This is a genomic window from Proteus appendicitidis (assembly GCF_030271835.1).
In the GTDB taxonomy this organism is placed as follows: domain Bacteria; phylum Pseudomonadota; class Gammaproteobacteria; order Enterobacterales; family Enterobacteriaceae; genus Proteus; species Proteus appendicitidis.
In genome coordinates, this window is the sequence record NZ_CP127389.1 from 2,196,637 (window position 1) to 2,222,305 (window position 25,669).

The 25,669-nt window shown below is 35.9% G+C and carries 23 protein-coding genes; 17 read left to right on the top strand and 6 right to left on the bottom strand.

Features of this window, described 5'->3' with window-relative positions:
- Positions 1–87: 87 nt before the first annotated feature.
- The gene (locus QQS39_RS10275) at positions 88–1,911 is read right to left on the bottom strand and encodes a pentapeptide repeat-containing protein (protein WP_285804461.1); all 1,824 of its coding nucleotides are present in this window, start codon (positions 1,909–1,911) and stop codon (positions 88–90) included.
- Positions 1,912–2,182: 271 nt separating this feature from the next.
- On the opposite strand from QQS39_RS10275, the gene budA reads away from it, so the two are divergent.
- Together budA and alsS are read left to right on the top strand one after the other, a co-directional pair.
- The gene (gene budA / locus QQS39_RS10280) at positions 2,183–3,010 is read left to right on the top strand and encodes an acetolactate decarboxylase (protein WP_285804462.1); all 828 of its coding nucleotides are present in this window, start codon (positions 2,183–2,185) and stop codon (positions 3,008–3,010) included.
- Between the two features lie 67 nt (positions 3,011–3,077).
- Positions 3,078–4,757: an acetolactate synthase AlsS gene (gene alsS / locus QQS39_RS10285; protein WP_285804463.1), complete on the top strand. Its 1,680-nt coding sequence runs from the start codon at positions 3,078–3,080 to the stop codon at positions 4,755–4,757.
- A gap of 70 nt (positions 4,758–4,827) precedes the next feature.
- Here alsS and QQS39_RS10290 read toward each other — a convergent pair whose 3' ends face one another.
- Entirely contained in the window at positions 4,828–7,323 is a 2,496-nt protein-coding gene (locus QQS39_RS10290) for a tetratricopeptide repeat protein (RefSeq protein ID WP_285804464.1), read from the bottom strand.
- Between the two features lie 297 nt (positions 7,324–7,620).
- Between QQS39_RS10290 and QQS39_RS10295 the strand changes: the two genes are divergently transcribed.
- The 10 genes from QQS39_RS10295 (at position 7,621) to lhgO (ending at position 16,961) form a co-directional block, all read left to right on the top strand.
- Positions 7,621–8,049, top strand: a complete 429-nt coding sequence (locus QQS39_RS10295; RefSeq protein ID WP_151435290.1) for a PPC domain-containing DNA-binding protein — start codon at positions 7,621–7,623, stop codon at positions 8,047–8,049.
- Between the two features lie 75 nt (positions 8,050–8,124).
- Entirely contained in the window at positions 8,125–8,706 is a 582-nt protein-coding gene (locus QQS39_RS10300; protein ID WP_151435291.1) for an ECF transporter S component, read from the top strand.
- A gap of 2 nt (positions 8,707–8,708) precedes the next feature.
- A complete protein-coding gene (locus QQS39_RS10305; RefSeq protein WP_285804465.1) occupies positions 8,709–9,410 on the top strand; it encodes an energy-coupling factor transporter transmembrane component T in 702 nt (233 codons plus the stop codon).
- The gene (locus QQS39_RS10310; protein ID WP_285804466.1) at positions 9,404–10,246 is read left to right on the top strand and encodes an energy-coupling factor ABC transporter ATP-binding protein; all 843 of its coding nucleotides are present in this window, start codon (positions 9,404–9,406) and stop codon (positions 10,244–10,246) included. Before QQS39_RS10305 ends, QQS39_RS10310 begins: the two co-directional genes overlap by 7 nt.
- Positions 10,233–11,033 (top strand): energy-coupling factor ABC transporter ATP-binding protein, encoded by an 801-nt coding sequence (locus QQS39_RS10315; RefSeq protein WP_151435293.1) that lies wholly within the window; start codon positions 10,233–10,235, stop codon positions 11,031–11,033. The genes QQS39_RS10310 and QQS39_RS10315 overlap by 14 nt, the downstream gene beginning before the upstream one ends.
- Before the next feature lie 78 nt (positions 11,034–11,111).
- Complete coding sequence (locus QQS39_RS10320; protein ID WP_285804467.1) at positions 11,112–11,624, top strand: DedA family protein; 513 nt, start codon at positions 11,112–11,114, stop codon at positions 11,622–11,624.
- 390 nt (positions 11,625–12,014) lie between these two features.
- The gene (locus QQS39_RS10325) at positions 12,015–13,049 is read left to right on the top strand and encodes a TAXI family TRAP transporter solute-binding subunit (protein ID WP_151435295.1); all 1,035 of its coding nucleotides are present in this window, start codon (positions 12,015–12,017) and stop codon (positions 13,047–13,049) included.
- A gap of 12 nt (positions 13,050–13,061) precedes the next feature.
- Positions 13,062–15,029 (top strand): TRAP transporter permease, encoded by a 1,968-nt coding sequence (locus tag QQS39_RS10330; protein WP_196736265.1) that lies wholly within the window; start codon positions 13,062–13,064, stop codon positions 15,027–15,029.
- Complete coding sequence (locus QQS39_RS10335; RefSeq protein ID WP_196736266.1) at positions 15,030–15,743, top strand: FadR/GntR family transcriptional regulator; 714 nt, start codon at positions 15,030–15,032, stop codon at positions 15,741–15,743.
- A 15-nt stretch (positions 15,744–15,758) separates the two neighbouring features.
- Positions 15,759–16,961 (top strand): L-2-hydroxyglutarate oxidase, encoded by a 1,203-nt coding sequence (lhgO, locus tag QQS39_RS10340; RefSeq protein ID WP_285804468.1) that lies wholly within the window; start codon positions 15,759–15,761, stop codon positions 16,959–16,961.
- A 70-nt stretch (positions 16,962–17,031) separates the two neighbouring features.
- Here the strand turns inward: lhgO and QQS39_RS10345 are convergent, their stop codons facing one another.
- Positions 17,032–17,910 (bottom strand): LysR substrate-binding domain-containing protein, encoded by an 879-nt coding sequence (locus tag QQS39_RS10345; protein WP_151436750.1) that lies wholly within the window; start codon positions 17,908–17,910, stop codon positions 17,032–17,034.
- Positions 17,911–18,081: 171 nt separating this feature from the next.
- On the opposite strand from QQS39_RS10345, the gene bla reads away from it, so the two are divergent.
- Positions 18,082–18,975 carry a class A beta-lactamase gene (bla, locus tag QQS39_RS10350; RefSeq protein WP_285805892.1) on the top strand — a complete coding sequence of 298 codons (894 nt, stop codon included), beginning with the start codon at positions 18,082–18,084 and terminating at the stop codon, positions 18,973–18,975.
- A 155-nt stretch (positions 18,976–19,130) separates the two neighbouring features.
- Here the strand turns inward: bla and QQS39_RS10355 are convergent, their stop codons facing one another.
- The gene (locus QQS39_RS10355) at positions 19,131–19,595 is read right to left on the bottom strand and encodes an Lrp/AsnC family transcriptional regulator (protein ID WP_023582027.1); all 465 of its coding nucleotides are present in this window, start codon (positions 19,593–19,595) and stop codon (positions 19,131–19,133) included.
- A 161-nt stretch (positions 19,596–19,756) separates the two neighbouring features.
- Here QQS39_RS10355 and QQS39_RS10360 point away from each other — a divergent pair, with 161 nt between their 5' ends.
- The gene (locus tag QQS39_RS10360) at positions 19,757–20,368 is read left to right on the top strand and encodes a LysE family translocator (protein WP_151435299.1); all 612 of its coding nucleotides are present in this window, start codon (positions 19,757–19,759) and stop codon (positions 20,366–20,368) included.
- 57 nt (positions 20,369–20,425) lie between these two features.
- Here QQS39_RS10360 and QQS39_RS10365 read toward each other — a convergent pair whose 3' ends face one another.
- Both QQS39_RS10365 and QQS39_RS10370 read right to left on the bottom strand, forming a co-directional pair.
- Positions 20,426–20,995, bottom strand: a complete 570-nt coding sequence (locus QQS39_RS10365; RefSeq protein ID WP_285804469.1) for a HutD/Ves family protein — start codon at positions 20,993–20,995, stop codon at positions 20,426–20,428.
- Between the two features lie 114 nt (positions 20,996–21,109).
- Positions 21,110–22,525 carry an aminotransferase-like domain-containing protein gene (locus tag QQS39_RS10370; protein ID WP_151435301.1) on the bottom strand — a complete coding sequence of 472 codons (1,416 nt, stop codon included), beginning with the start codon at positions 22,523–22,525 and terminating at the stop codon, positions 21,110–21,112.
- 137 nt (positions 22,526–22,662) lie between these two features.
- Here QQS39_RS10370 and QQS39_RS10375 point away from each other — a divergent pair, with 137 nt between their 5' ends.
- The 3 genes from QQS39_RS10375 to QQS39_RS10385 are packed head-to-tail and all read left to right on the top strand — an operon-like array spanning position 22,663 to position 25,136.
- Positions 22,663–23,997 (top strand): cytochrome ubiquinol oxidase subunit I, encoded by a 1,335-nt coding sequence (locus QQS39_RS10375; RefSeq protein ID WP_196736270.1) that lies wholly within the window; start codon positions 22,663–22,665, stop codon positions 23,995–23,997.
- Positions 23,987–24,994, top strand: coding sequence for a cytochrome d ubiquinol oxidase subunit II (gene cydB / locus QQS39_RS10380; protein WP_285804470.1), 1,008 nt, complete (start codon positions 23,987–23,989; stop codon positions 24,992–24,994). The genes QQS39_RS10375 and cydB overlap by 11 nt, the downstream gene beginning before the upstream one ends.
- On the top strand, positions 24,975–25,136 hold the full coding sequence (locus QQS39_RS10385; protein WP_109372179.1) for a DUF2474 domain-containing protein: 162 nt from the start codon (positions 24,975–24,977) through the stop codon (positions 25,134–25,136). The genes cydB and QQS39_RS10385 overlap by 20 nt, the downstream gene beginning before the upstream one ends.
- Positions 25,137–25,669 lie beyond the last annotated feature (533 nt).

A 25,669-nucleotide genomic window follows, 5' to 3' on the forward strand; every position in this document is an offset into this window, starting at 1 on the left:
TTATTACAAAAAATACGTTTTCTTAATTAAACCCCAAAAGTTGATCTCCAGCTTTTGGGGTTTTTATAATTTCGCTTTAAATAAGTATTATTTCCACTGTGATGGCATCATCTTATTAAAAATAGAAGCACAGTGCATTTCTCCATATGCTCTCATTCGGAAAAAAAGACCGGTTGTTTCAGTGCTCTTATAACCATTTCCCAATAAATCAGACACAAAATCATGATAATCATAGCCCATTAATTTTTTATTTAATTCATTAGCTTTACGTATTAATGCATAAGCATAGAATTTCAATGATCGAGGCGACCCATCCCCTAGACCAAATACATCGTTAGATGCATATTTAACAAATATAATTGCAAGGCACAGTAAGTATTTAGACTTTTCTTTATCTGTTAACCCATTCAATTCAAAAATATCACATATTTGTTGATAATGTTCATTTTTGAGTGATGTCATCAAAATATTGCTCTTTGGGATATCTATTAATTTTTCTAAAACCGAATACATTTTAGTTTTCTCATTATTATTACGATCACTTAATCTGTCATAATCCTGAATATAATTATCAAGGAAAGCAAATTTGAATATTTCACTATAGTCGCCAAAATTTGATGCTAGTTTATTAAATTTCTCAATAAGAGCAAAAGCATTATAATTATCTTTAAAGATCATAAAGTCTTTATTAAATAAAGCATAAAGATTGCTTTCATTAACCTCCTGAAACTGTTTATCGTTATAAAGGAAAAATGAATTCCACTTTGTATCCGCTTTTTTAGCGTCGGCAAATAGCATTTTATTTAATTCATTATAGCTTATCACCATCGTTTTATTTTCATTAATAATGATAATATTATTATCGCCTGCTCCTTTACTATCCCAAACGACACTTTCATTATTATCCGTTTTATGCATTTCAAAAAAAGGTTTCACCTCTTCCAACTTAAGGTATTTTTCATATAAAGTTCTAGATTTTTCTTGGATATCTAATTTTTCATGATAAAGAGTGACTGCCATTAACTTAATAAATATCCCATTATTTTTCAACATGAAATCACTCTGTTCTTGATCATTAAAAGACTTGGAAATAATATCCAGATATAACGATATGTACTTTGGATTTATCTTTTCTTTACTATCTTCATTCAAAGTTAATTTACCAAGCAAAGATTCAACGGAATTTTTAATCTCTTTATCTTCCAAATAATATTCTTTTGAAAAAATGTAATCTAAAAATGAATTAATATGTGTTGAATTTGCATAGCGATTATTATGATACTTCGCTTCTGTGATTAACTGCTTAACGAGCTTTATTTTAATATCCGAATATTTATCATCAATACTTCTAAGCGTATTAAATATTGTTTTCTTAGCTGGATTATCGATTAGTTTTTCATCCATAAAATCTTTATCCATATATTTTATATTCTTAAATTTTATTTTTGCACCATCGAGTTTGGCATTCGAAAAATCAGCATCATTTATACAGATTTCAGTTCCTCTCAAATCACTATTTATAAATTTCGCCCCCTCCAGATATACACTATTTAAATCAACATTAGAAAGATCATAATCTGAAAAATTCTTATTTTCTTTAATAACTTCATAATGATAATTTTTTAAAGTTTTAAAATCTTTATGTCTAATATCTTTATCGTGATATGTTTTTTTTTGCTCAATTCCATCTAATTTTTCAAGCAGTTTTTTGTATTCAATGGCTTTAGTTTTATTAAGTTCTTGTTCCTTATTTTTATAACAAAAACTACACTCAGCAGTTGTTAATTTTATATTCAATATCCTTCTTGCAAAACTCAAATTTTTAAAAGAAGGATGATAATCTGCCACATCAACAGCAGCTGCAGCATCATTAGCCAGATGAGCCTTTAGATATGTGAATACTATATTCATAATGGTTGCCTATATAATTAATTATGTATCGTAAGTGACGATAACAACTATTTATGATTTCTACTTTTATAAAGCAACCACCACCAAAATGACTTAAAAAAATCCATACAAATAATCTTATAAAATAATAACCATACAAATCTAAAAAATGAGTAATTATCATCAATATTTTAATAACAACAAAAACATTTGAATTTCTTATCAATGAGATTAATAATTAAATCGATGGTCGATTAATGACTATCTTTTTCAAATAAGGATCAGTTTTATTATGAACGATAGTTTCAATTATAATATGCGAGATAATAGCGATATAGCCCCCAATAAAAGCGATAGTTGTCAATGTAACCAAGAAATAATAACCAATCTAAATAATTATATTAATAAACATCCCGAATGTACTGTTTATCAAAATTCATTAATGAGCAGTTTAATTGCTGGCGTTTATGATAGTGATGTGACTATTGCTGATTTATTAAAACAGGGTGATTTTGGTTTAGGTACCTTTGAGCAACTTGATGGTGAACTAGTTGCTTTTGATAATAACGTTTTCCAATTGCGTTCTGATGGTAGCGCCCGTAAAGCATTAGACTCTCAAAAATCCCCTTTTGCTGTGATGACCTTTTTTAATGCTGATATTGAACATTCATTTTCTTATGGTGCCTCACAACAAGAAATACATAATACAATCAATCAGTATGTTCCTTCCGATAATCTTTTTTGTGCAATTAAAATTACGGGTGAATTTGAATTAGTTAAAACACGCACAGTACCTCGCCAAGAGCCGCCCTACTTACCAATGCTAAAAGCTATCGAAAATCAACCTGTTTTCACCTTTCACAATGAAACAGGAACTATTGCTGGTTTTCGTTCCCCACAATTTACTCAAGGAATAAATGTTGCTGGTTTTCATGAACATTATATAAATCAACAACGCCAAGGTGGTGGTCACGTTCTCGATTACTACTTAAAAAAGGGCACATTACAAATCGGTATCATTTCCCGCCTTACCATTGGACTACCCAGTCAATCCGCTTTCCTTCAAGCTAACTTAATGCCAGACGATCTCCATCATGCAATAGAACAAGCCGAAAATTAATTCAAAAAACACGTCAGTTTATTCTCAAGACAATTTTTTATTCACTTGCAAAATCAAAGAAGGTTATATGAATACTCCTCATTGGAAATGTGGTGCAGATTTAGTCGTCAAACAATTAGAACAACATGGCATTAAACAAGTATTTGGTATTCCGGGTGCAAAGATCGATCGTATATTTGACTCTCTTGTCGATTCCAGTATTGAAACCGTGGTCGTTCGTCATGAAGCTAACGCCGCATTTATGGCAGCCGCAGTTGGGCGTTTAACAGGTAAAGCGGGAGTCGCTATCGCAACATCTGGCCCAGGATGTTCTAATCTTGCAACTGGCATCGCAACAGCAACATCTGAAGGTGATCCATTAGTAGCATTGGGAGGATCAGTAAAATCTTCAGATAGATTAAAATTGGTTCATCAAAGCATGGATACTGTTACCATGTTTAATCCTATAACTAAATTTTGTGCTGAAATTGATTCCTCAAAATCAATTTCTGAAACCATGGCTAATGCCTTTCGTCATGCGGAATCAGGAAGACCAGGCTCGGCTTTTTTAACGTTTCCAATGGATATTTTAAATAACGAAGTTAATAGCCCAATATTAGCACCTAAATCAAAACCCAATATGGGTAGTGCAAATAATGAGGCTATCCAAGAAACCGTTAAATTACTTCTAAATGCTAAAAGCCCGGTTATTTTATTAGGGCTACAAGCGAGCTACCCAGAAAATGCATTAGCATTACAAAAGCTACTTGATATTTGCCCGCTGCCGATTGTAGGTACTTATCAATCAGCAGGAACAATAGCGCAACGCCATTTCCCTTTATTTGCCGGTCGTATCGGTTTATTTAACAACCAACCCGGTGATGAGTTATTATCTCACGCTGATTTAGTGATTACCTTAGGTTATAGCCCTATCGAATATGAACCTTCATTGTGGAATCACAATAACGCCAATATTATTCATATTGATGAAATTCCAGCTGAAATCGATTTAGCTTACTGCCCTGATTTAGAATTAACCGGCAATATCAAATTAACGATTGATAATTTAACTCAGCATTTTACTAAACATTCTACATCACAAATAACACTCTCAGATAATACTCGTCAGGTTTTAGAAAAAATACGCCACCAAAGAGAAATTCTGCAACAAAATAATTATTTTCGTCATGGTTCTCCTATTCACCCTTTAACCATCATCCATGAGATGCAAAATATTATTGATAACGATGTCACTCTCTGTATTGATATGGGAAGTTTTCATATTTGGCTCGCTCGTTATCTTTATAGTTTTAGAGCAAGACAAATGTTGATTTCTAATGGGCAACAAACAATGGGTGTGGCATTACCTTGGGGTATTGGTGCTTCTTTTGTTCGTCCTTCTGACAAAATTATTTCTGTTTCTGGTGATGGTGGCTTTATGCAATCATCCATGGAATTAGAAACTGCGGTTCGTTTAAATACAAATATCCTACATATTATCTGGGTGGATAACGCTTATAATATGGTCGAAATGCAAGAAAAGGAAAAATATGGTCGTTATTCTGGTGTGAAATTTGGCGCAATTGATTTTAAACGTTACGCGGAATCCTTCGGAGCTAAAGGGTTTTCTGTTGAATGTGCTTCTCAATTACGTAGCGTTTTACATGAAGCAATGGCTGTTGATGGTCCTGCTGTTCTTGCTATTCCTGTCGATTATAGTGATAACGCTAAATTAATGGAACATATTGATTATAATTTGATTATTTAGTGTATTCTAAACTAATTAGATAAAAGCCCCCAATAGTATTAAAGACTACTGAGGGCTTTCTAATATAGCGCTACTGTTTATTTTGATTTAAATACTCAGCGACACGAGTCTCAATATTTTTACGCTCACTCTCTGATAAAGAATAAAACATAGCGACATTATTTACATCCCTATTCAGTAATAAACCATAATAGTATGCTTCTTTAGCATCACCTTTAAACAGATATGCTTCATAGAGTTTTGAAAAAGAAGGCTCTGCAAAACTCATTTTTCCTAATCTGATATTCATATCTATTACATAATCATTATGATTTTTTAGCGCAGAAACATACATATTTACCGCAGGATCTTGACTTACGTTATCCACCCCATTGGAGTACATTTTATTTAATTCAGTGTATATGCGACTATCTATACCGAATGGATAACCTAAAGACAATTGATACCACTCAATGGCTTTATCTAAGTTTTTCTCTATTGAACAAGGCGCCTCTAAATAATAGTCAGCAATTATTCTAGCGCTATTATAGGTAAATTCGTTACTACGAGGTTTTTCTGTTTCTATCCACTCTTTAAAATAGTTTGTTGCTTTATTGATATTATCTTTATCTTTGCAAATGTTTTCCATATAGTAGTTATAAAGATATTCGCTCGCTTTTTTATTTCCTAAATTATAAGCTTTTTCAGCATAGATAAAACTTTTTTGGCGATCTTCATAAGAATAAAACCTTGCTAATTCAAGTAGTTTCCTATCACTCTCTTCTTGTTTCATTAAACGATTAAGATCGTTATCTCTTCCCTCGCGAGTTCTTGTCACTATTTCATACAATTCTAATTCAGGGCTAGATAAATCGATACTAATACGTTTTTCATATTCTTGTGCTTTTATCGTATCTTTTTGAATGCCATCTTTACCATCTTGATAAATTAAAGATAAATCTTTTAAGCAAATATTATTCCCCAAATCTGCACACTTATGACGCCAAGCAAAACGTTCTTTAGTAGTAATATTGGTTAAATTATCAAAATTATAATCTTGATAAAGTCTTCCAGGCATATTTTCATCAACATATCTTGTTGTGACAATAAATTGCATCGCATCAGAAGAACCTAATTCAGCCAATTTAAAAATATCTTTATAATATTTTCTTAATTTTTCTTCATTAATCGTTTGGGCAGAGTTTTCATAAATAATATTTCTTATTGTATATTTAAACGCCAAATTGATATTTTTATTTAATAGGGGTTGAATTTGCGTTCTGACTCCTTCGTCAGACAAAGCACGTTCAACAATAAAATCAATCACTCTTGGAGAATTCATTCCATATTTAAAAAGAAGATCATAACCTTCTTTTCGCTCTTTTTTAGTGAGTACCCCATTTTCTAAATCATCTTCTAACGCTTTAATGACATAAATAAAAACATCATTATTTATTCTATTTTTATATTTTATGATTGCAATGGCTTGGTGAAGATAAGCGGCATAGGTGTAATAACTTGCTTTTTTATATAATGAAAAAGCATATTCGTTATTTTTAATGGCATCTTGGTCTAAAAGTATATCGGCGTAATAGTGTGCGAGGCGATAATCTTGGTTAAATGTGTTAGCTTTATTTTTATTCAGACTCTCTTTTAAAATATCAACAATGTGCTCTTTTGTAATATATTCTGAAATATCAAACTCAAAATAGATGCGGGCTAATGTATATTGACTCTCTTCTAATAATTTATTATCTCTTATATTTTCTTGTAATAAATCAACCGCTTTTTTCAAATCTTGTACTGTTCCCTCACCATTAGCATATAGCTTAGCAAGGCTTAGTTTACTTTCTGGAGACTGTTGTATTTTATAAGCAGACCTTACTAGCTCAAAGGCTTTATTAGGATCATAAAAGCAACTTTTGGAATTTGAATAAACATTAGCAACGGTTAGCATCGCTTGATAAGAATCAGGATATTTTTCTAATAGTTTATCTATATATTTTTTAAGTGTTTCACTAAAGTATGGTAAATTATTGCTATTATTCTGAGTTAACTCCTCAATTTTTTTAATTAATCCATCTTGATGATCCAAATCTGCCGATAACGTTAAATATACTTCAGCTAATAAGGCATCTTTCCTGAGAAGATCGCTCTCTTTATCGCCATTATAAATTTGATAAAGAAGATATACCGCATCCGGATAATTTGCATTTGCCGCATCAAGAAGTAGATTAATATCTTCTCTTATTAATGTATATTTTAAATACATCATTTTGGGATCTTTACTTTCAATAAAAGGCTGTATAAGAGCTTCTGTTTTTAGTGATCTCTTCGGGGAATCTGGACTATTTAAATATTGATATATAGCCTCTTTATTTCCTGTCTTAGCGAGTTTTTCTAACGCTTCAAGTGTCGCCTTTTTTTCTACCAATGACTGATCGCCATCAATAGGTGTTAATGCATATTCTGTATTTCTACCCGCTTCATCTGACATTGGTTCAACTTTGTCTTTTTTGAAATATAAACCTAAAACAACAATAATTAATGAAAGAAATATAAGTATATTTTTTATTTTACGAGACATAATTATCCTTTTACGTTACATAATTTACTTTTAAATAATCAACCGCTATAGACCAATAATGGTGGATTTTTATTTAATCTAAGTGTTATTTTTCTATTTACATCAGTCAATCGATAACTTACCAATTCTTTATGTAGCAAACACTTTTTTATTAAAAATGTATAGGTTGCCTATTCCCTATTTAACATATTCCGTAAATAATGAAAAAGAGATATTCTAGATTTAGGAAATATCGATTAATATCTGATTAACTACTAAATTCAAATCGTTGCCTTATTTAATCTTTAGGATAACACCATGCTACAATCATCTCATCTTTCTTCTCATGCTCGATTTATTGCTCTTCGCCTTCTCCCTAATGAAGATGTGATTATGGCATTACGACAGATTATTAAAGAACAAAATCTGAAATCAGCATTTATTGCGGGTTGTGTGGGCAGTTTAACAGATGTGGTATTACGCTTTGCAGGTCGTGAAGAAAATCGCTATCTTACGGGTAAATTTGAAATTGTTTCACTCATTGGAACATTAGACGACCAAGGTGAACATTTGCATTTAGCCGTCTCCGATGAAAATGGATTAATGTGTGGTGGACATATGATGCCTGGCTGTACAGTGCGCACAACGCTAGAACTCGTTATTGGTGAGTTAGAGCAAGTGACTTTTAGCCGTCAGCCTTGTGAACACTCTGGTTATGAGGAGCTGGTCATCACACCGCGTAAATAGCTTTTTATAAAAAATAGCTATGTATGCAAAACAATAAAACCAATAGTCACTATCCTTTGTAAAGGTTTTTAAACTATGTCTACAACGCCTCTAATTTCGAGCCGTACTCTTGTGCTCATTGTTGTTTCTATTGCAATAAATATGATCGGTGGTCAAATCACCTCAATGGTCAAACTTCCTATCTTTTTAGACTCTATCGGCACACTGATTTGTGCCTTATTAGGTGGCCCATGGGTTGCATTATTTGCTGGATTATTAACTAACCTATTATGGGGATTAATTAGTGGTCCAATGGCTGCCGCATTTGCTCCTGTTGCTATGATGATAGGATTAAGTGCAGGCTTATTGGCTCGTGCCGGTGGCTTTCGCTCGTTAATTCGCGTTATTGGCTCAGGCATTATTATTACTTTAGCGTTAATGATTGTCGCCGTTCCAATTCGTACTTATTTATTCGGTGGTGCAACCGGCAGTGGCGCAGATTTCTTTGTTGCTTATTTTCATGCTGTGGGTGAAGGGCTTATTGAGTCTGTTGCCATTACCGTATTAGGTGCAAATCTTGCCGATAAAATATTATCAGCGATTATTGCTTGGTTATTAGTGCGTCAATTACCACAAAGAACACAGCGCAACTTCCCTGCAATGGCTAAGGTGCGCTGATAATGCATCCCTTTACCTCATTGGCATTATGGCTTTGGCTAAGTGCTAGTGTGCTTTTTTTATCTTTAAGCTTACCACTGCTGATTATCAGCAGTGGTACTTTTATTAGCTTATTACTTTGGAAAGCCTCTCGCTGGCGTTGGCGCTTTATTGCGTGGTTGATGATCCCCATGGCAATAGGCTTATGGTTAGTTCATGGCGGTTGGCTTGCTTATTGGTTAACAGGTGGCATTTTAGATACCAGTAAACAAACGATGGCAATAACGCTATGGCTAAGATTATTAGCAATAATAAGCGGCGCTCAATTGTGGTTACAGTACACTTCAACCGAACAATTTATTAGAGCCTTATTTGCTAGCCGTCTACCTATGAGTCTTTCCTATTTATTAGCAGGACCTTTGTTACTTGTAGAACAATTGCGCCAGCAATTGCACAATATAAGAGAAGCACAATTAGCGCGAGGGGTCCCTCTTGATGGTTCATTCTGGCAACGCCTAATAACATTGCCTGCCATTATCTTGCCACTTATTAGCCATGTATTAAGTGATTTAACTATTCGTAGTGCTGCATTAGATATGCGAGGATTCCGTATTATTGCAAAACGAACCACCCTTTCTCCTCCTGTCGATACACCATTACAAGAGATGTTACGCTATTTTATTTTACTGCTTATCTTTGTTGAAGGAGTTATTTGGCTATGGTAATAAATCTTCAACAATTTAGTTTTTCCCCTAAAGGCGACGAGCAACCTATTATTGGCCCTATTGATCTGCAATTAAAACAAGGCGAATGGCTTGTTGTTTTCGGAGGAAATGGCAGTGGAAAAAGTCTTCTAGCTCAACTACTAGCAGGTTGGCATCCCGATTTATTAACTGGCTCAGTGCAAGGTTTGGGAATTGTACAAAATATTGCACTAGATAAAAGCCGATTAGTCTCTCTAGCCCCCGGTAGACAACTCGTTCAACAATCTCCTCAATTACAACTTTCAGGTTGTGCTTTTACCGTAGAGCAAGAGATTGCTTTTGGCCCTGAAAATTTAGGCTTAAGTGAGAATGAAGTTCGATTTCGCGTAAAAGAAGCAATGATATTAACGCAATGTGACAGCCTGCGTTTTCGCCACCCTTCTACACTTTCAGGTGGAGAAGCCCAGCGTGTTGTCATTGCAAGCGCCCTTGCCATGCACCCTAAATTATTATTGCTTGATGAAGCATTTAGTCGTTTAACACCTAATGCAACACAACAATTACAGCAACGTATTAAGCGGTACGCACAAGAGCACAAATGTAGTGTGATTATTTTTGAACGCAATTTATTGCCCGCAATAACACTTAGTGAACAATTTTTATTGTTAGAAGCCGGAAAAACAAAAGCAACAGGCACCTTAGAAGATATATTTCCTTTCTTATTTGCAACAATTAATGCTCCTGATGCATGGCTAGCGTTAAATTGGTTAATTGAAAACCATCATTGGAACAAAAATATTGTAAATAACGATAAAGCTTTACTTAAGGCTTTTAAGGAGTTTTATGTTACAGCTTGATAAAGTCACTTATCGTTGGGATGAAGATGTTCCCCCTTGTATTTCCCAATTATCTTTAACGTTAAATCAAGGTGAATGGATAACACTCGTTGGTGATAATGGTGCGGGGAAATCAACCCTATTACGTTTAATTGCTGGATTGTTAACGCCTAATGAAGGAGAGATAAAACTCAATAATCAGTTATTATCTCAAATGAAAGCACAGCAACGCGCCCAATATATTGGTGTATTATTTCAAGAGCCTGAACGACAAATATTTCATAACACAGTAGAAAAAGAAGTCTCTTTTGGTCTGAAACAACGTAAGTTTTCTAAAGAAGAGATTAAAAAACGTTTAGATGAAACATTAATGCTTTGTGGTTTAAGTAATGTCGCTGATGTTCACCCTTTAGATTTACACGCAGGTCAACGTAGAATGGTTGCCGTCGCAAGTTTAAGTATTTTATCACCTCAAATATTATTGCTTGATGAACCGACTCGTGATTTCGATGCGCATTGGCTAACTTGCTTTGAGAACTGGCTTCAGGTGCAAAAAACATTAGGTACATCTGTGCTTGCGATTAGCCATGATCTTGATTTTACAGCACGTCATTTTCAGCGAGTTATCCATTTATCTTCAGGAGAATTAATTGCTGATGGTGCACCTGAAAACGTATTAATGAGTTCAACTCTGCAATCCCTTTCAGATATACCCGCACCGACGTTATACTCATTAAGTCAGAAATTAAAATTACCAATAAAAAACAATCCGGTAGAATGGGCTAAAATGTTAATTAAAAATAAATAGAAATCATAATATTGGCTCCTGATAATCTTAAAGCTTATTTCTATTATTATCATTTATTTTGTTGCTGGAGATACTAAAATGGAAATTATTCACACTCTATTAGACTCATTGGGTCATTTATCTCCTATTACACTGTTTCTTTCCATTACATTAATCACGGCAGGAAAATCGACTATTGGTATTTCTTCATTTTTGCCACCAGCATCTTTGATGTTGATCTTTATTTTTGGTGCCTGCTTACCTCTTTATTCACCTATCTTTCTTTGGTTAGCAACCAGCCTTGGTGCCTTATTAGGTTCAATTTTAAGCTATGAATTAGGGCGTTCAATTTATCGATTTCCTCGACTTAAAGCATGGGTTATGCGTTATCAATCAAAAATAAATCGAGTTCAACAATTATTAAAAAATAAAACGTACTATATTTTATTTATTTCTCGATTCCTTGCTGTGTTTCGTTATTTAACGCCCTTTAGTGCTGGTTTATTAAAACTACCTCTCTACGGTATTTACATTACTAGTGCTATTTCTGCATTAATTTGGTCAGCGATATTTGTGCTGATTGCGACAGGCGTCCTTTCTATTGCTTTATAAGATCTGAAATTACCAATAAACCTTATTTATTCTCTTAACACTAAAATGGTCTATTTTTCCCTTTTTTTATTCGGTTATTTAACGATCCGCTACTCCTTCTATTTTTTTCATTTTATTTTTTTATTATCGACAAATAGGCTATTTTTTAGCTCATTTTATCGTTTCTCTAGCAAGTTATTGATATTTTCTTTTGTCTTTTATGACTATCACCATAATTATGATTAAAAATTGCATAATTACTATACTGATCACAAATTGTTATCATATTGTTTTAATTTAATCACTTCACTTCACAATTTCTTAACTCACCTGTTTTCTATAAAAGTTGTCATGTTGTATACAAGTTGCTGTGAAACATTCACCTGCATTTTTATGTACAGGAACAACATCATGAGAATAAGAAAAACAAAGCTTGCCATCGGTATTGTTGCTGTTATTGCTGTTGTCTCATTAGCAGTAATCGGCAAAAAAGAGAATGCTAATAAACAATTTCTCTCTGTAGCAACCGCTTCAACAGGAGGAACGTATTATCCGATGGGAGTGGGTTTAGCAAACGTATGGAGTACGCATCTTAAGGACAGAGGCGTTCAAGTAACAGGACAATCTTCAGCAGGATCGATAGAAAATATCTATCTAATGCAGAAAAATGAAGCCCAACTTTCAATTTTGCAAAGCCTTTTAGCCGTAGAAGCTTATGAAGGCGTTCGTAATTTTGAAGGCAAACCAGAAAAAGATCTGCGTTCAATTTCTATGTTATGGCCTAATGTTGAACACTTTGTTTTAATGGATAACAAAGTAAAAACTGGCACATTAGAGGATATTCGCGCGACTAGCTTTTCTGTCGGTCCTCAAGCTAGCGGTACTGAACAATCCACGATTATTATTCTTCAAGGCGTGAATTTAACTAAAAAAGATATCACACCCGAATATCTTGGATACGGTGATACCGTTTCTGCCATGCGGGATGGTCGCCTTGATGGTGGCGCATTACCTGCGGGAGTTCCCGCCTCAGCCGTCACCGATATGTATGCCAGTGGTGTCAGTGCAAAACTACTCGAAGTGACAGATAAGCAACTCGATGATATCAACCATGTGGCGAATTCATGGTTTCGCTTTGAAATTCCCGCCAACACCTACCCCCGTCAAACTGAAATGGTCAATACGATTGCTCAACCTAATATCTTAATGACCACAACCAGTATTGATGATGATCTGGTTTATGAGTTGACAAAAACCATGTTTGAGAACCTTCCTGAGGTTCACCAAGTTCATAGCGCAGCCAAGTACATCACCACAGAAAACGCATTAAAAGGTGTTTCTGTACCATTGCATTTAGGGGCTTACCGCTACTACAAAGAAATCGGATTAGAGATCCCTGATTATCTTATTCCACCAGAAGCTCAAACGCAGACTAATAATAAATAACAGGAGTGAGTTATGACTAACAATGACCACCTAACTCCGGTAGAGCCGCCTGCATTAGATAAAGAAGCAAGCTCCGGCAATCGCCAACTTGCAGGTATTTACCTGAAAATTACCACGACTCTTGCAATATTAATTTCGCTTTACGCTATTTATTCTAACGCATTATCAAATACTCAAGAGTTTTACCGTAATACTATTTTTCTTAGTGGTATTTTAATTTTAGGCTTTATTTTGTTTCCATTCTCTAAGCGTTTTTCAACGCCTAAATTTAATGGATGGGATTATCTTTTTATTGCTTTAACATTAATCAGTTATGGGTATTTTTTCTTTAATTATGTTGATCTTCACGTTGTGAGAAAAAGCATTCCAAATACGACTGATTATGTTATGGCTATATTAGGAATTATTGTACTGTTTGAAGCTGCAAGAAGAACCACTGGGTATTTCATTCCAGGGCTTGCAACGTTTGCCATTATCTATGCTTTATTTGGTCAATATTTTATGGGTATTTTCGGTCATGCAGGATTCTCTGTAGAAAGATTGTTATACCGTTTATTTATGACCAGTGAAGGTATTTTTGGGATCACCCTTTCAACAGCCTCGACAGCGATTGTTGTCTTTATTCTTTTTGGCTCGTTCTTAAGTGTGAGTGGTGCAACAGCGCTGTTTAATGACTTAGCACTGGCTCTTGCCGGTCGTCGCCGTGGTGGTCCTGCTCAAGTTGCTGTTATTTCATCTGCATTAACAGGTTCATTAAGTGGAAGTGCTGTTGCCAACGTAGCAACAACAGGGACTTTTACCATTCCTTTGATGAAAAGCATTGGATTAACGCCTCGTTTTGCTGGTGCCGTAGAAGCAACAGCATCAACAGGCGGTATGATAATGCCACCTATTATGGGCGCCGCTGCATTTATTATGGCTGGCTTTTTAGGTATTTCTTATACCACTATCGTTATTGCGGCGATTATTCCAGCGTTGTTATATTACGCAGCTTTAATTATGGCGATTGATATCGAAGCCAAAAAACAAGGATTAAAAGGTTTAAGTAAAGAGAATATTCCACAAGTTAAAGCGGTATTAAAAGCGCGTGGTTTATTATTACTGCCTTTAGTGATTGTTATTGGTACCTTACTCGTGGGTAAAACACCTATTTATGCTGGCTTTTTAGGCATTTTGACCATTATTGTGGCAAGTTGGATAACGCCTGATAAATCAGTCCGTATGACATTAACTAAAGTTGCTGACGCTTTAGCTGAAGCGGCTAGAGGCTCTGTTCAAGTGACTGTCGCTTGTGCTGCAATCGGTGTCATTATCTGTGTTGTTACAATGACGGGTATCGGTGCAACATTGGCATTTAATATCGTCTCAATGACAGATAACACATTATGGATGATCTTATTAGTCGTTATGTTAGTGTGCATTGTATTAAGCATGGGTTTACCTTCAACGGCGTTATATATTGTTGTAGCCGTTACAGTGTCACCTATCTTAATTAAAGCGGGTGTTATGCCTTTAGCGGCTCACTTCTTTGTTTTCTGGTTTGGTGCTTTATCCAATATTACACCACCAGTCGCATTAGCCAGTTACACCGCAGCCAGTATTGCAAGAGCTGATCCAATGCAAACATCATGGGATGCGGTTCGTTTAGCACTTCCCGGTTTTATTATTCCGTTTATTTTAGTCTATAACCCTGCTTTACTGATGCAAGGTGATAATTTAGGTGTACTTTCTATTGGATTAATGATTATTAGTGCATTAATCGGAATTTATGCACTCAGTATCGCAACGGCAAACTTCTGGATGATTAAAACAACGTGGTTTGAGCGCATTGCATTTGCAGCAGCGGCAATTCTAATGATTAAACCGGGCTTATATACTGACCTTTTAGGTGTCGCCCTGATCCTATTAACCGGTGCATTCCATTTATTACGGTCTAAAAAACAGTTAGTTAATATGGGGCATGCATCTGGAGAAAATTAGATGATACAAAAGATCTCACGCCAAAAAGCGTCGCATCAAATTCTTGAGCAGATAAAGCAAAATATTAGCAACGGAACTTATCCTATTGGTGAAAAGTTACCCTCTGAAAATGTACTTGCTGACGCCTTTGGCGTCAGTCGAGTCCCCATCAGAGAAGCATTAGGCGTCTTGGAAGCCAGTGGCATAGTAACCTCTCGCCAAGGAGGCGGTCGCCGTGTAATTGACCATTCTATACTCAGTAAATATGAACCCTTAGTTATGGAAATTGCTTGCCCTGAAGAGATAGATTCACTGCTTGAAATGCGTGAGGTCATTGAACATGAAGCGGCAGCTATTGCCGCTTTACGTCGAACACCAGAAGAATTACGCGCTATCGAAATTGCCCACGATGCCTTTGTTTTAGCAACAAGACAAAACAAAAGCATTGGTCATAAAGAGGACTATCAATTTCATCGTTCTATTATGGTTGCCTCTCATAATCCTTTTTTTGTCCGGATCTTAGATAACTTACACGAACTCTATCTTGGCGTATTAATGTATTCGTTAAGTAAAAACAAAGGGCGAGATACTGAAATTGAGCGAGTGATTGCAGAACATGAGGCAATTGTTGAATCAATACGCCAACAAGATCACGATGAAACAAGCAATAGAATGCGTCTTCATTTAACCAATGTGCGTGGCAAATTAAAGCGATTACAACAAGAACCCTGTTAATTTAAAATTTATAAAATGGATAATATTATGACTTATGACGTGATTATTATTGGTGCGGGATTAGTCGGATTAGGGGTTGCAAGTGCGCTACAAGAGAGTCAGCCTGAATTGAAATTGCTTGTGATTGATAAAGAATCAGGCCCTGCGGTTCACCAAAGTGGACATAACAGTAATGTTGTTCATTCAGGTATTTACTACACACCAGGAAGCCTTAAAGCAAGGTTGGCAAAACAAGGCAACATGACGACATATGCATTTTGCCAACAACATAATCTCTATTATGACCGTTGTGGCAAAGTTATTGTCGCTACCAATGAAAAAGAGTTGAAAGCTTTAGAAAATATCTATCAGCGTGGCATTGAAAATGGGCTTGAAGTTATCAAAATGACTGAGGCAGAGCTTAAAGTCAGAGAGCCTTATGTCAATGGTATTGCGGCTCTATTAGTTCCTGATGCAGGTATTGTGAATTACCCTGAAATTGCGGCAAAACACGTTGAAATAATTCAATCTCGAGGCGGTGAGTTTGCGTTTGGACAAGCGGTTACAGCAATTAATGAAACCGATGATACTGTTACTGTCACCACATCCAATAATCAATTTACAGGCAAATGGTTAATTAATTGCGCCGGCTTATTTAGTGATCGTATTGCTAAAATGGCAGGTTATGACACCGGAATGAAAATAGTCCCATTCCGTGGTGAATATTTTATGCTTAATACTAATAAAAACTACTTAGTAAACCATCTTATCTACCCTGTTCCTAATCCTGATTTTCCCTTCTTAGGTGTACACTTTACGCGTATGTATAACGGGCATCGTGATGTTGGGCCTAATGCAGTATTAGCATTTAAGCGTGAAGGCTATAAAAAAAGCGATATTAACTTAAAAGATCTTGCTGAAGTCCTGACTTATAAAGGATTTTGGAAAATCGCTGGAAATTATTTAGATGAAGGAATGGCAGAGCTTCGCCGCTCATATTCACGTAAATTATTTACTGCAAATGCACAAAAACTCATTCCTGATTTACGTGAAGCAGATATTCATCCGGGGCCTGCTGGTGTTCGTGCTCAAGCATTAACTCGTGAAGGAAAACTAGTCGATGATTTCCATTTTGTAAAAGGCAAACGCTCGCTGCATGTTTGTAATGCTCCATCACCTGCTGCAACCGCATCTATTGAAATAGGCAGAGAAATAGTAAAAGAGCACTTTTCTTTGTAATTGAAAAAACAGACTGCAAGTAAAAATAACAAATAGCACTGAAATTAATCAGTGCTTTTTTATTTTGATATTATTCACAGTTTTCTTTTAATGCTTCATTCATTAGCCATTGTTGGAATATTTCCATTGAGGCTGTCATTGGCTTTGATTTTAAATATGTTAGCCAATATTTTCCCAATTCGACTTCTATTTTAAAGGGTTGTACCAACTGGCCATTTTTAATTTCTCTTGAAAACATTTTTGCAGGTGCTAATGCAACGCCCCCTTCATAAATTGCGCTTTCAATCATTAAACGCGAAGAGTCAAAAATAGATCCCGTGATTTTTATCGGCGGCATCTCTGCTTTTTCAAACCATTGTAACCACTCATCTTCTCGATAAGAACGATATAAATTTTCATTTATTAAATCAGTTGGATGTTGTAAACGTTTTGCAGTATTTGATGAACATAACACCGTTAATGGCGCAGAAAATAACGCTTTATTATGTGTCAATGGCCATAAACCTTCACCAAACCGAATAGCAAAATCTAATCCTTCAGTAGCCAAATTAACCACATTATTATTGGTTCTTAAATTTACTTCTATTCTTGGATATTGTTGCCTAAATTCAGCCAACCTAGGTAATAACCATCCCACAGCAAATGTACCTACAGCCGCAATTGAAACAACATCGCGATATTCACCCCGTTCAAATTGCTTAAATACACGCTCAATATCACTAAAAGCCGTTGTTAATACAGCAAATAAAATCTGGGCATCATCCGTCATTTCTAAGCCACGCGGCAAACGCTTAAAAAGGCTCACGCCAAGTCGCTCTTCTAACATTCTTACTTGTTGGCTAACAGCACCTTGAGTGACATACAGCTCTAATGCTGCTTTGGTAAAATTAAGGTGTCTTGCTGAAGCTTCAAATGCACGCAATGCATTTAGGGGAAGATGGGTTCGCATAATATTCTTAGCCATTAGATTTTCTATAGGCTAAGGTGATTTATTATCGATTGTCAATAAATCAATTAAATAGGATATTGCAGCTCATAAATAAACAGCGCTATCTCTACTCAATAACTGTCTATTTATATTGATCTTTTCTTTATTAACTTAATATGAGCAACAATGACTATGTTTAAAACCACATTTCGCCAAACAACCGCGATTGCAGTTTCATTAATATATCTATTGGCATCTCCAATGTTATGGGCTAACACCAATAATACAATTGAACAGCAATTAAGTACGCTTGAAAAATATAGTCAAGGTCGTTTAGGTGTTGCTTTAATCAACACGGAAGATAATTCACAAATAACATACCGTGGTGAAGAACGCTTTGCGATGGCAAGTACAAGTAAGGTTATGGCTGTTGCGGCTGTTTTAAAAGAGAGTGAAAGACAAGCGGGATTATTAGATAAGAATATTACGATTAAAAAATCCGACTTAGTTGCTTACAGCCCTATTACAGAAAAACATTTAGTAACGGGAATGTCTTTGGCGCAATTAAGCGCGGCTACGTTGCAATATAGCGACAATACAGCAATGAATAAAATCTTAGATTATTTAGGCGGACCTTCGAAAGTCACTCAATTTGCACGTTCAATTAATGATGTAACTTATCGTCTAGATCGTAAAGAGCCTGAATTAAATACAGCAATTCATGGTGATCCTCGTGATACCACCTCTCCAATTGCCATGGCGAAAAGCCTTCAAGCATTAACATTGGGTGACGCACTAGGTCAATCTCAACGTCAACAACTTGTTACTTGGTTAAAAGGCAATACAACGGGTGATCACAGTATTAAAGCGGGTTTACCAAAACACTGGGGTATTGGGGATAAAACCGGCAGTGGTGATTATGGTACAACTAACGATATTGCCGTTATTTGGCCTAAAAACCATGCACCATTAATTTTAGTGGTTTACTTTACACAACAAGAGCAAGATGCAAAATACCGGAAAGATATTATTGTTAAAGCTACTGAAATTGTAACAAAACCATTTATCACATCACCCAAAAAATAGTAATAACACGCTATTGCAAATATAAATAACAATAAAAAAGCTGAGTACAATCTTATTTGTCTCAGCTTTTTTGCTTTAATTCTTATTATATTTTTAATCTAACTGGGCTATGTAATATGTATTAAGTTATCTCAAATAAGAGAGTTGTTATCATATTAAAGGGGTAAAGCAAAACTCACTTTTACCGTTTCCATGGGTACTTCTGTTTTTATACTTTGGATGCTTGGAATTTGCGTTAAATAATCAGCATGAAAGCGACGATACGTTGCTAAATCTTTCGTCACAATTCGAATTAACGCATCGCATTCGCCTGCCATTAAATGACACTCAACCACTTCAGGTAACACCTTGATAGCCTTTACAAATTCTTCAATAGTTTCAGCATCTTGCGCTCTAAACCAAATTCTTGCAAATAAAGATAACCCTGCATCAACCTTACTGCCATCTAATACAGCAACATAACGAGTGATCACACCAGATTCTTCGAGTAAACGCACGCGACGAAGACAAGGAGAAGGTGAGAGTCCAACCTCTTTTGCCAGCTCAATGTTTTGGATTTTGCCATCACGTTGAAGCACCTGCAAAATATGTTTATCTATCTTATCTAATTTTATTGACATCAAAGATTAACCTTAATTCTATTTGTGGAATTTTATTGCCAATTAATTATTTTTGTTAGCAACAAAACAACCCGATTTTTTCGAAAACATCATATAATCTTTCCGCTAAATTTCACAGTAAAAACGATATTTCTCTTAAACTATCTCTATCAGGTGAAAAGATGGAATTTAACACTTTATTATTATTCGCATTAACGGTTCTACCACTTATCTGCACACCAGGACCAGATATTCTTTTTATCTCATCCCAAGGGCTATCAGGCGGTATGAAATCTGCATGGATTGCTAACGCTGGCGTTATATCAGGCTATTTAACCCATGCATTACTAAGCGCGCTAGGGCTTGCTGCCTTAGTATCCGCATCACCCATTTTATTTTATTTACTTAAATGGGTTGGCGTGTTCTATATCAGTTATCTTGCAGTCAAAATGTTGATATCTGCCTGCAAAAAAGGTCAATTAGCCCTCGATGCCTCAAAAACCTCACACTTATTTCGTAAAGGTTTTTTAACCAGTTTTCTTAATCCTAAAGGGCTATTAGTTTATCTCGCTATTTTACCAAACTTTATTGATAATCATAATGATATCGCAACACAATCATTGCTGTTATCTGGGATATTTATCACGACTTGCTTAATTATTTATGGTTTGCTCGGCACATTTTTTGCCTATATTGGCTTAAAAGGCGGTTTAAGTGAAAAACGTCGCCGCTATAACGATGGCATTGCGGGTGGATTACTCACATTAGCGGCAATTAATCTGGCTTTAAATTAGCCTTAATCCTAAGCACTATTTATTATTCTAATCAGAATTTGACCACAAGAATGCCCTCTATTTAAGTGGTCGAATATCTGCCCATAATAATTGACAATTCGCGGTTAACGGTCTTATTTCACCTTCTCGAATATCAGGTAACCACCAAGCCCCCTGTCCTTTTGATAAACGCTGGCAAGTCGCACCAATTAAAGTCCATTCACCTTGAGTGACATAAATTAATCCTGCATGAGAACTAGGTAAAATAAGCGGTTGTGTTACTAAGGTCGTCTCTGCTTTCCAACATGTACGACGCACCATAATATTTAGGCACTTTACGCTACCTTTAATTAGTTCAGATTTAACATGAATATCACCTGAAAAATCAAAAGGCTGATAAGAGTCGGTAACGGAATGATTAAGAAAACCGGGGCTATTTAAATTGATGCCATTACCTTCTAATAGCACCATTTGCCGTTCAATGTCAGGAAACTGTCCTAATGAGCTATTCTCTTCGATAGAGGTTAAACACGCTCGCCATGAAAAATCATTATTAACCGGCCAACACACAATTTCTTGCGTTGTGCCTTTTTGATTATTCCATGATATAAACGGTAACTCTTGTTGATCAAAACAACGTAGCTTCATTGTATCCTCCTTCAATATCTGGCTATCAGTCTGATAATGAGGTTAAGGATCAATCATTGGAGATTACCGTCAATAAATCAATAGCTAACTTTTAAAAATGTGCGCTGGCGTCAGCTATTTACGTCGTAATTTTCTGCACCCTTCTCCAATAATTTCCATTCCTTTTTCAGTACGACTATTCCATTGAAAAGAAGCGTTTAAACGAAATGCATGATTAAATTGAGAGCTGGTGGAAAACATTGAACCCGGTGCAATACTGACACTTCTTTCTAATGCAAAATGATAGAGTTTATTCGCATCAAATGTTGATTCAAACTCTAACCAGAGAAAATACCCTCCTGATGGAATATTCACTTTTACATCTTCAGGTAAATGCGTTTGTATCGCTTGTAACATACGATAACGCCTTTGTTCTAATAATAATCTTAATCGACGAAGATGCGTATCATAGCCACCTTGTGACAAATAATCGGCAATAGCTTGTTGTGTTGGCATACTTGCAGATACTGTACTCATCATTTGTAACTGCTGTATTTTTGTTGCGTGTTTTCCGGCTGCCACCCAACCCACACGAAATCCCGGTGCAAGACATTTAGAAAAAGAAGCGCAATGTAAAACGCTATTTGTTTTATCAAAACCTTTTACTGGCATAGGTGCTTTCTGGCTGTTATAGAGTTCGCCATAGACATCATCTTCAATTAACGTTATCTGCTTCTTCGCTAATATATCCACCAGTCTTACTTTATTTTCATCAGGCATTGTTCCACCTAATGGATTTTGACAATGGCTCATCAACCAACAAGCTTTAATATCGTATTGTTCAACCACTTTTTCGAGTTCATCTAAACAAATTCCTGTTACTGGATCTGTTCTAATGGCAATCGCTTTTAATCGTAAACGCTCAATTGCTTGTAATGCACCATAAAATGCAGGTGATTCAATCACGACCCAGTCACCCGGTTCAGTAACAGCTTGCAAACTAAAACTGAGTGATTCCATTGCACCAGCCGTAATCACAATTTCATCTGGAGAGACATGAATTCCTTGTAATGCATAGCGTTGTGCAATGTTACGGCGTAACTTTTCATTTCCCGGAGGTAGATTAATCACTGAACTTTGGGGCGCTAAATGTCTGGCAGCAGAAGCCAACGCGCTACTTAATTTAGGCTGAATAAATAAACTGGGATCGGGGAAAGCGGAACCAAAAGGAATAATTTCAGGATCTTTACACGCTTGAAGTACGTTGAAAATCGAGGTGCTTATTTCAACATTTTCACTCATGTGTAGCCCTTTGCTGGCTGTCACCTGACCGAAACGGTTATTGCGATGTGCAACGTAATAACCTGATTGTGGTCGCGCTGTTATCCATCCTTGGCTTTCTAATAACTGATACGATTGTAAAACAGTCATCAAACTTAAACCTGATTGTTTCACCGTATCCCGCAATGAAGGTAAACGGTCGCCAGATTGCCAGATATTATCTTCAATTTGTTGGCGTATTTGCGCTGCAAGCTGTTCATATCGAGTCATATAAAACTGTTTACCTCAAAACTGTTATAGTCATTTTTAAACTTATTGTCACTATTATAGCTTACTGTCATATGGTCTACTAATCCACACGATTTACCTGCAATTTACATGTTTATATCAATAAAACGAGGTTTTTTATGCTTGGGTTAAGTGCCTTTGACTTGGCGCGTATCCAGTTTGCGTTCACAGTTTCTTTTCATATTATCTTCCCCGCAATTACTATCGGACTGGCTAGCTTTTTAGCAGTATTGGAAGGTTTATGGTTAAAAACCCGCAATAAGGATTATTTAGCGTTATTCCATTTTTGGTCAAAAATATTCGCTGTTAACTTTGCTATGGGCGTTGTCTCTGGTTTGGTCATGGCATATCAATTTGGAACCAACTGGAGCTTTTTCTCTGATTTTGCTGGCTCTATTACAGGTCCGCTACTCACTTATGAAGTACTTACCGCTTTCTTTTTAGAAGCGGGTTTCTTAGGTGTGATGCTGTTTGGCTGGAATAAAGTAGGTGAAAAACTTCACTTTTTCGCAACCTGTATGGTGGCATTAGGTACATTAATGTCTACGTTTTGGATCTTGGCTTCAAATAGCTGGATGCAAACACCGCAAGGATTTGAAATTATAAATAACCAAGTCGTTCCCGTAGATTGGATAGCCGTTATTTTTAACCCATCATTCCCTTATCGCCTTGCTCATATGGGTGTTGCCGCTTTCCTTGCTTCTGCCTTCTTTATTGCTGCATCTGCTTCATGGCATCTGCTCAAAGGTCATAAAACATCTGCAATGAAAAAGATGCTTTCAATGTCTTTATGGATGATTTTAATTTTAGCACCAATTCAAGCACTCATTGGCGATGTCCATGGTTTAAATACCTTAAAACATCAACCCGCTAAAATTGCCGCAATTGAAGGTCACTGGGAAAATGAACCAGGAGAAGCAACACCGTTAATTCTCTTTGGTGTGCCTGATATGGATGCTGAAGAAACGAAATATAAGATAGAAATTCCTTATCTTGGCAGCATGATCTTAACTCACAGCTTAGAAAAACAAATTCCAGCATTAAAAGAGTTTCCTAAAGAAGACCGCCCGAACTCACTTATCGTTTTCTGGTCTTTCCGCGTTATGGTTGGTCTGGGTATGTTAATGATTTTAGTGGGTGTATGGGGAACTTGGCTGCGATATAAAAAGAAACTTTATGAATCTAAAGCTTTCTTACGCTTAACTTTTTTAATGGCACCTTCAGGTCTTATCGCTATTCTTGCCGGTTGGTTTACAACAGAAGTAGGACGTCAACCTTGGGTTGTTTATGGCATACAGCGAACACGAGATGCCGTCTCTGCACATGGTGAAATGCATATGAGTATAAGCCTGCTGATCTTCTTAGTTGTTTATGGCTCTGTATTCGGTGTTGGATATGCCTATATGTTAAAACTGATCCGTAAAGGTACACCGGAGGTTCATCATGGGAATTGATTTACCAGTTATTTGGTTCGTCATTATCGTATTTAGTACGCTAATGTATATTGTCATGGATGGTTTCGATCTTGGTATCGGTATGCTTTATCCATTTATTAAAAGTGACCAAGATCGTGACTTAATGATGAATACTGTTGCCCCTGTATGGGATGGTAACGAAACATGGTTAGTCCTAGGTGGCGCCGCATTATTTGGTGCCTTCCCATTAGCTTACTCGGTTATTCTTGATGCTTTGGCAATGCCGTTAACATTAATGCTTGTCGCATTAATTTTCCGTGGCGTTGCTTTTGAATTTCGTTTTAAAGCCGATGCCAGTCACAAAGGTTTTTGGGATAAAGCATTTATCTTTGGCTCTATCTTAGCCACCTTTATGCAAGGTGTTGTCGTAGGTAGCGTTGTACAAGGCTTGCCAGTTGTTAATCGTGCCTTTGCGGGTGGCTATTTTGACTGGTTATCTCCTTTCGCACTCTTTTGTGGATTTGGATTAGTTATCGCCTATTCATTATTAGGATGTGGCTGGCTGATTATGAAAACCGAAGGTCATTTACAACAGAGTCTATATAAGGTCGCTAAACCTCTTACACTCATTATGCTTGCCGTTATTGCAGTCGTCAGTGCATGGACACCATTAGCACAACCTGCAATTGCTGAACGTTGGTTCACATTACCAAACCTGTTCTTCTTTTTACCTGTTCCTCTTTTGGTGTTGTACAGCACTTGGTTAATTTTACGCTCAGTGAAAAAACAAGGGCATTACCTTCCTTTCTTTGGTGCGCTGGCGTTAATTTTCTTAGGTTTTGCAGGATTAGGAATTAGCATTTGGCCTAACATTATTCCACCGGCAATTAGTTTTGTAGAAGCCTCTGCACCACCAGAAAGCCAAGGATTTATGCTAGTTGGCGCACTGTTTATTATTCCAATTATTCTCGTTTACACATTCTGGAGTTATTACGTCTTTAGAGGAAAAACAAATTATGAAGAAGGTTATCACTGATCCACAAATACAAAGTAAGCCCTCATTATTAAAAAAATGGGGATGGTTGATTACTATTTGGTTTTGTAGTGTTTTAGCCTTATTCGCCGTGTCTTCCCTCTTCCGTTTTTTAATGACGTTAGCCGGAATGAAAGTCAAGTAAAGGCAAAGTACATACAGCAATATAATTAACTAGCGCCGAATACGGTAAGCTATAAAATAAAAGTAAAGAAAGGGCTGGCGTTATCTTCAGCCCTTTTATCTTTATTTAAGACAGTGGATTACCGTTTAATCGCATTAAAACTTAACCTATACTTATTAGAATGCTCTTTTAACAGCTAAGTTGATCTAAATATTTTGTTATAAAAAGAAAATACAAAAGCAAATATTTTTACTTTTCCATGATTAACTAAATTTAAACCAAACTACTTGATAAAATCATTTTAAATACATCATTTTTGATTAACCATAAGAGATAAAATCTTTTTTATGCATGTATTGCGATAAATAAAAATATAAGTAATCCTATAAAAAGCTATCTTCTCTAGACATAAGATAGAATGAATGTTGAATTAGGCTTCCAAAGTAATTATGATATCGCCGCCTAGAAGATCCATATCTGTATTATTCTATAAAGACACACGCTATTAAAAGTGTGGATATGGCTGATGTCTGTTCAAAATACATGTTTTGATA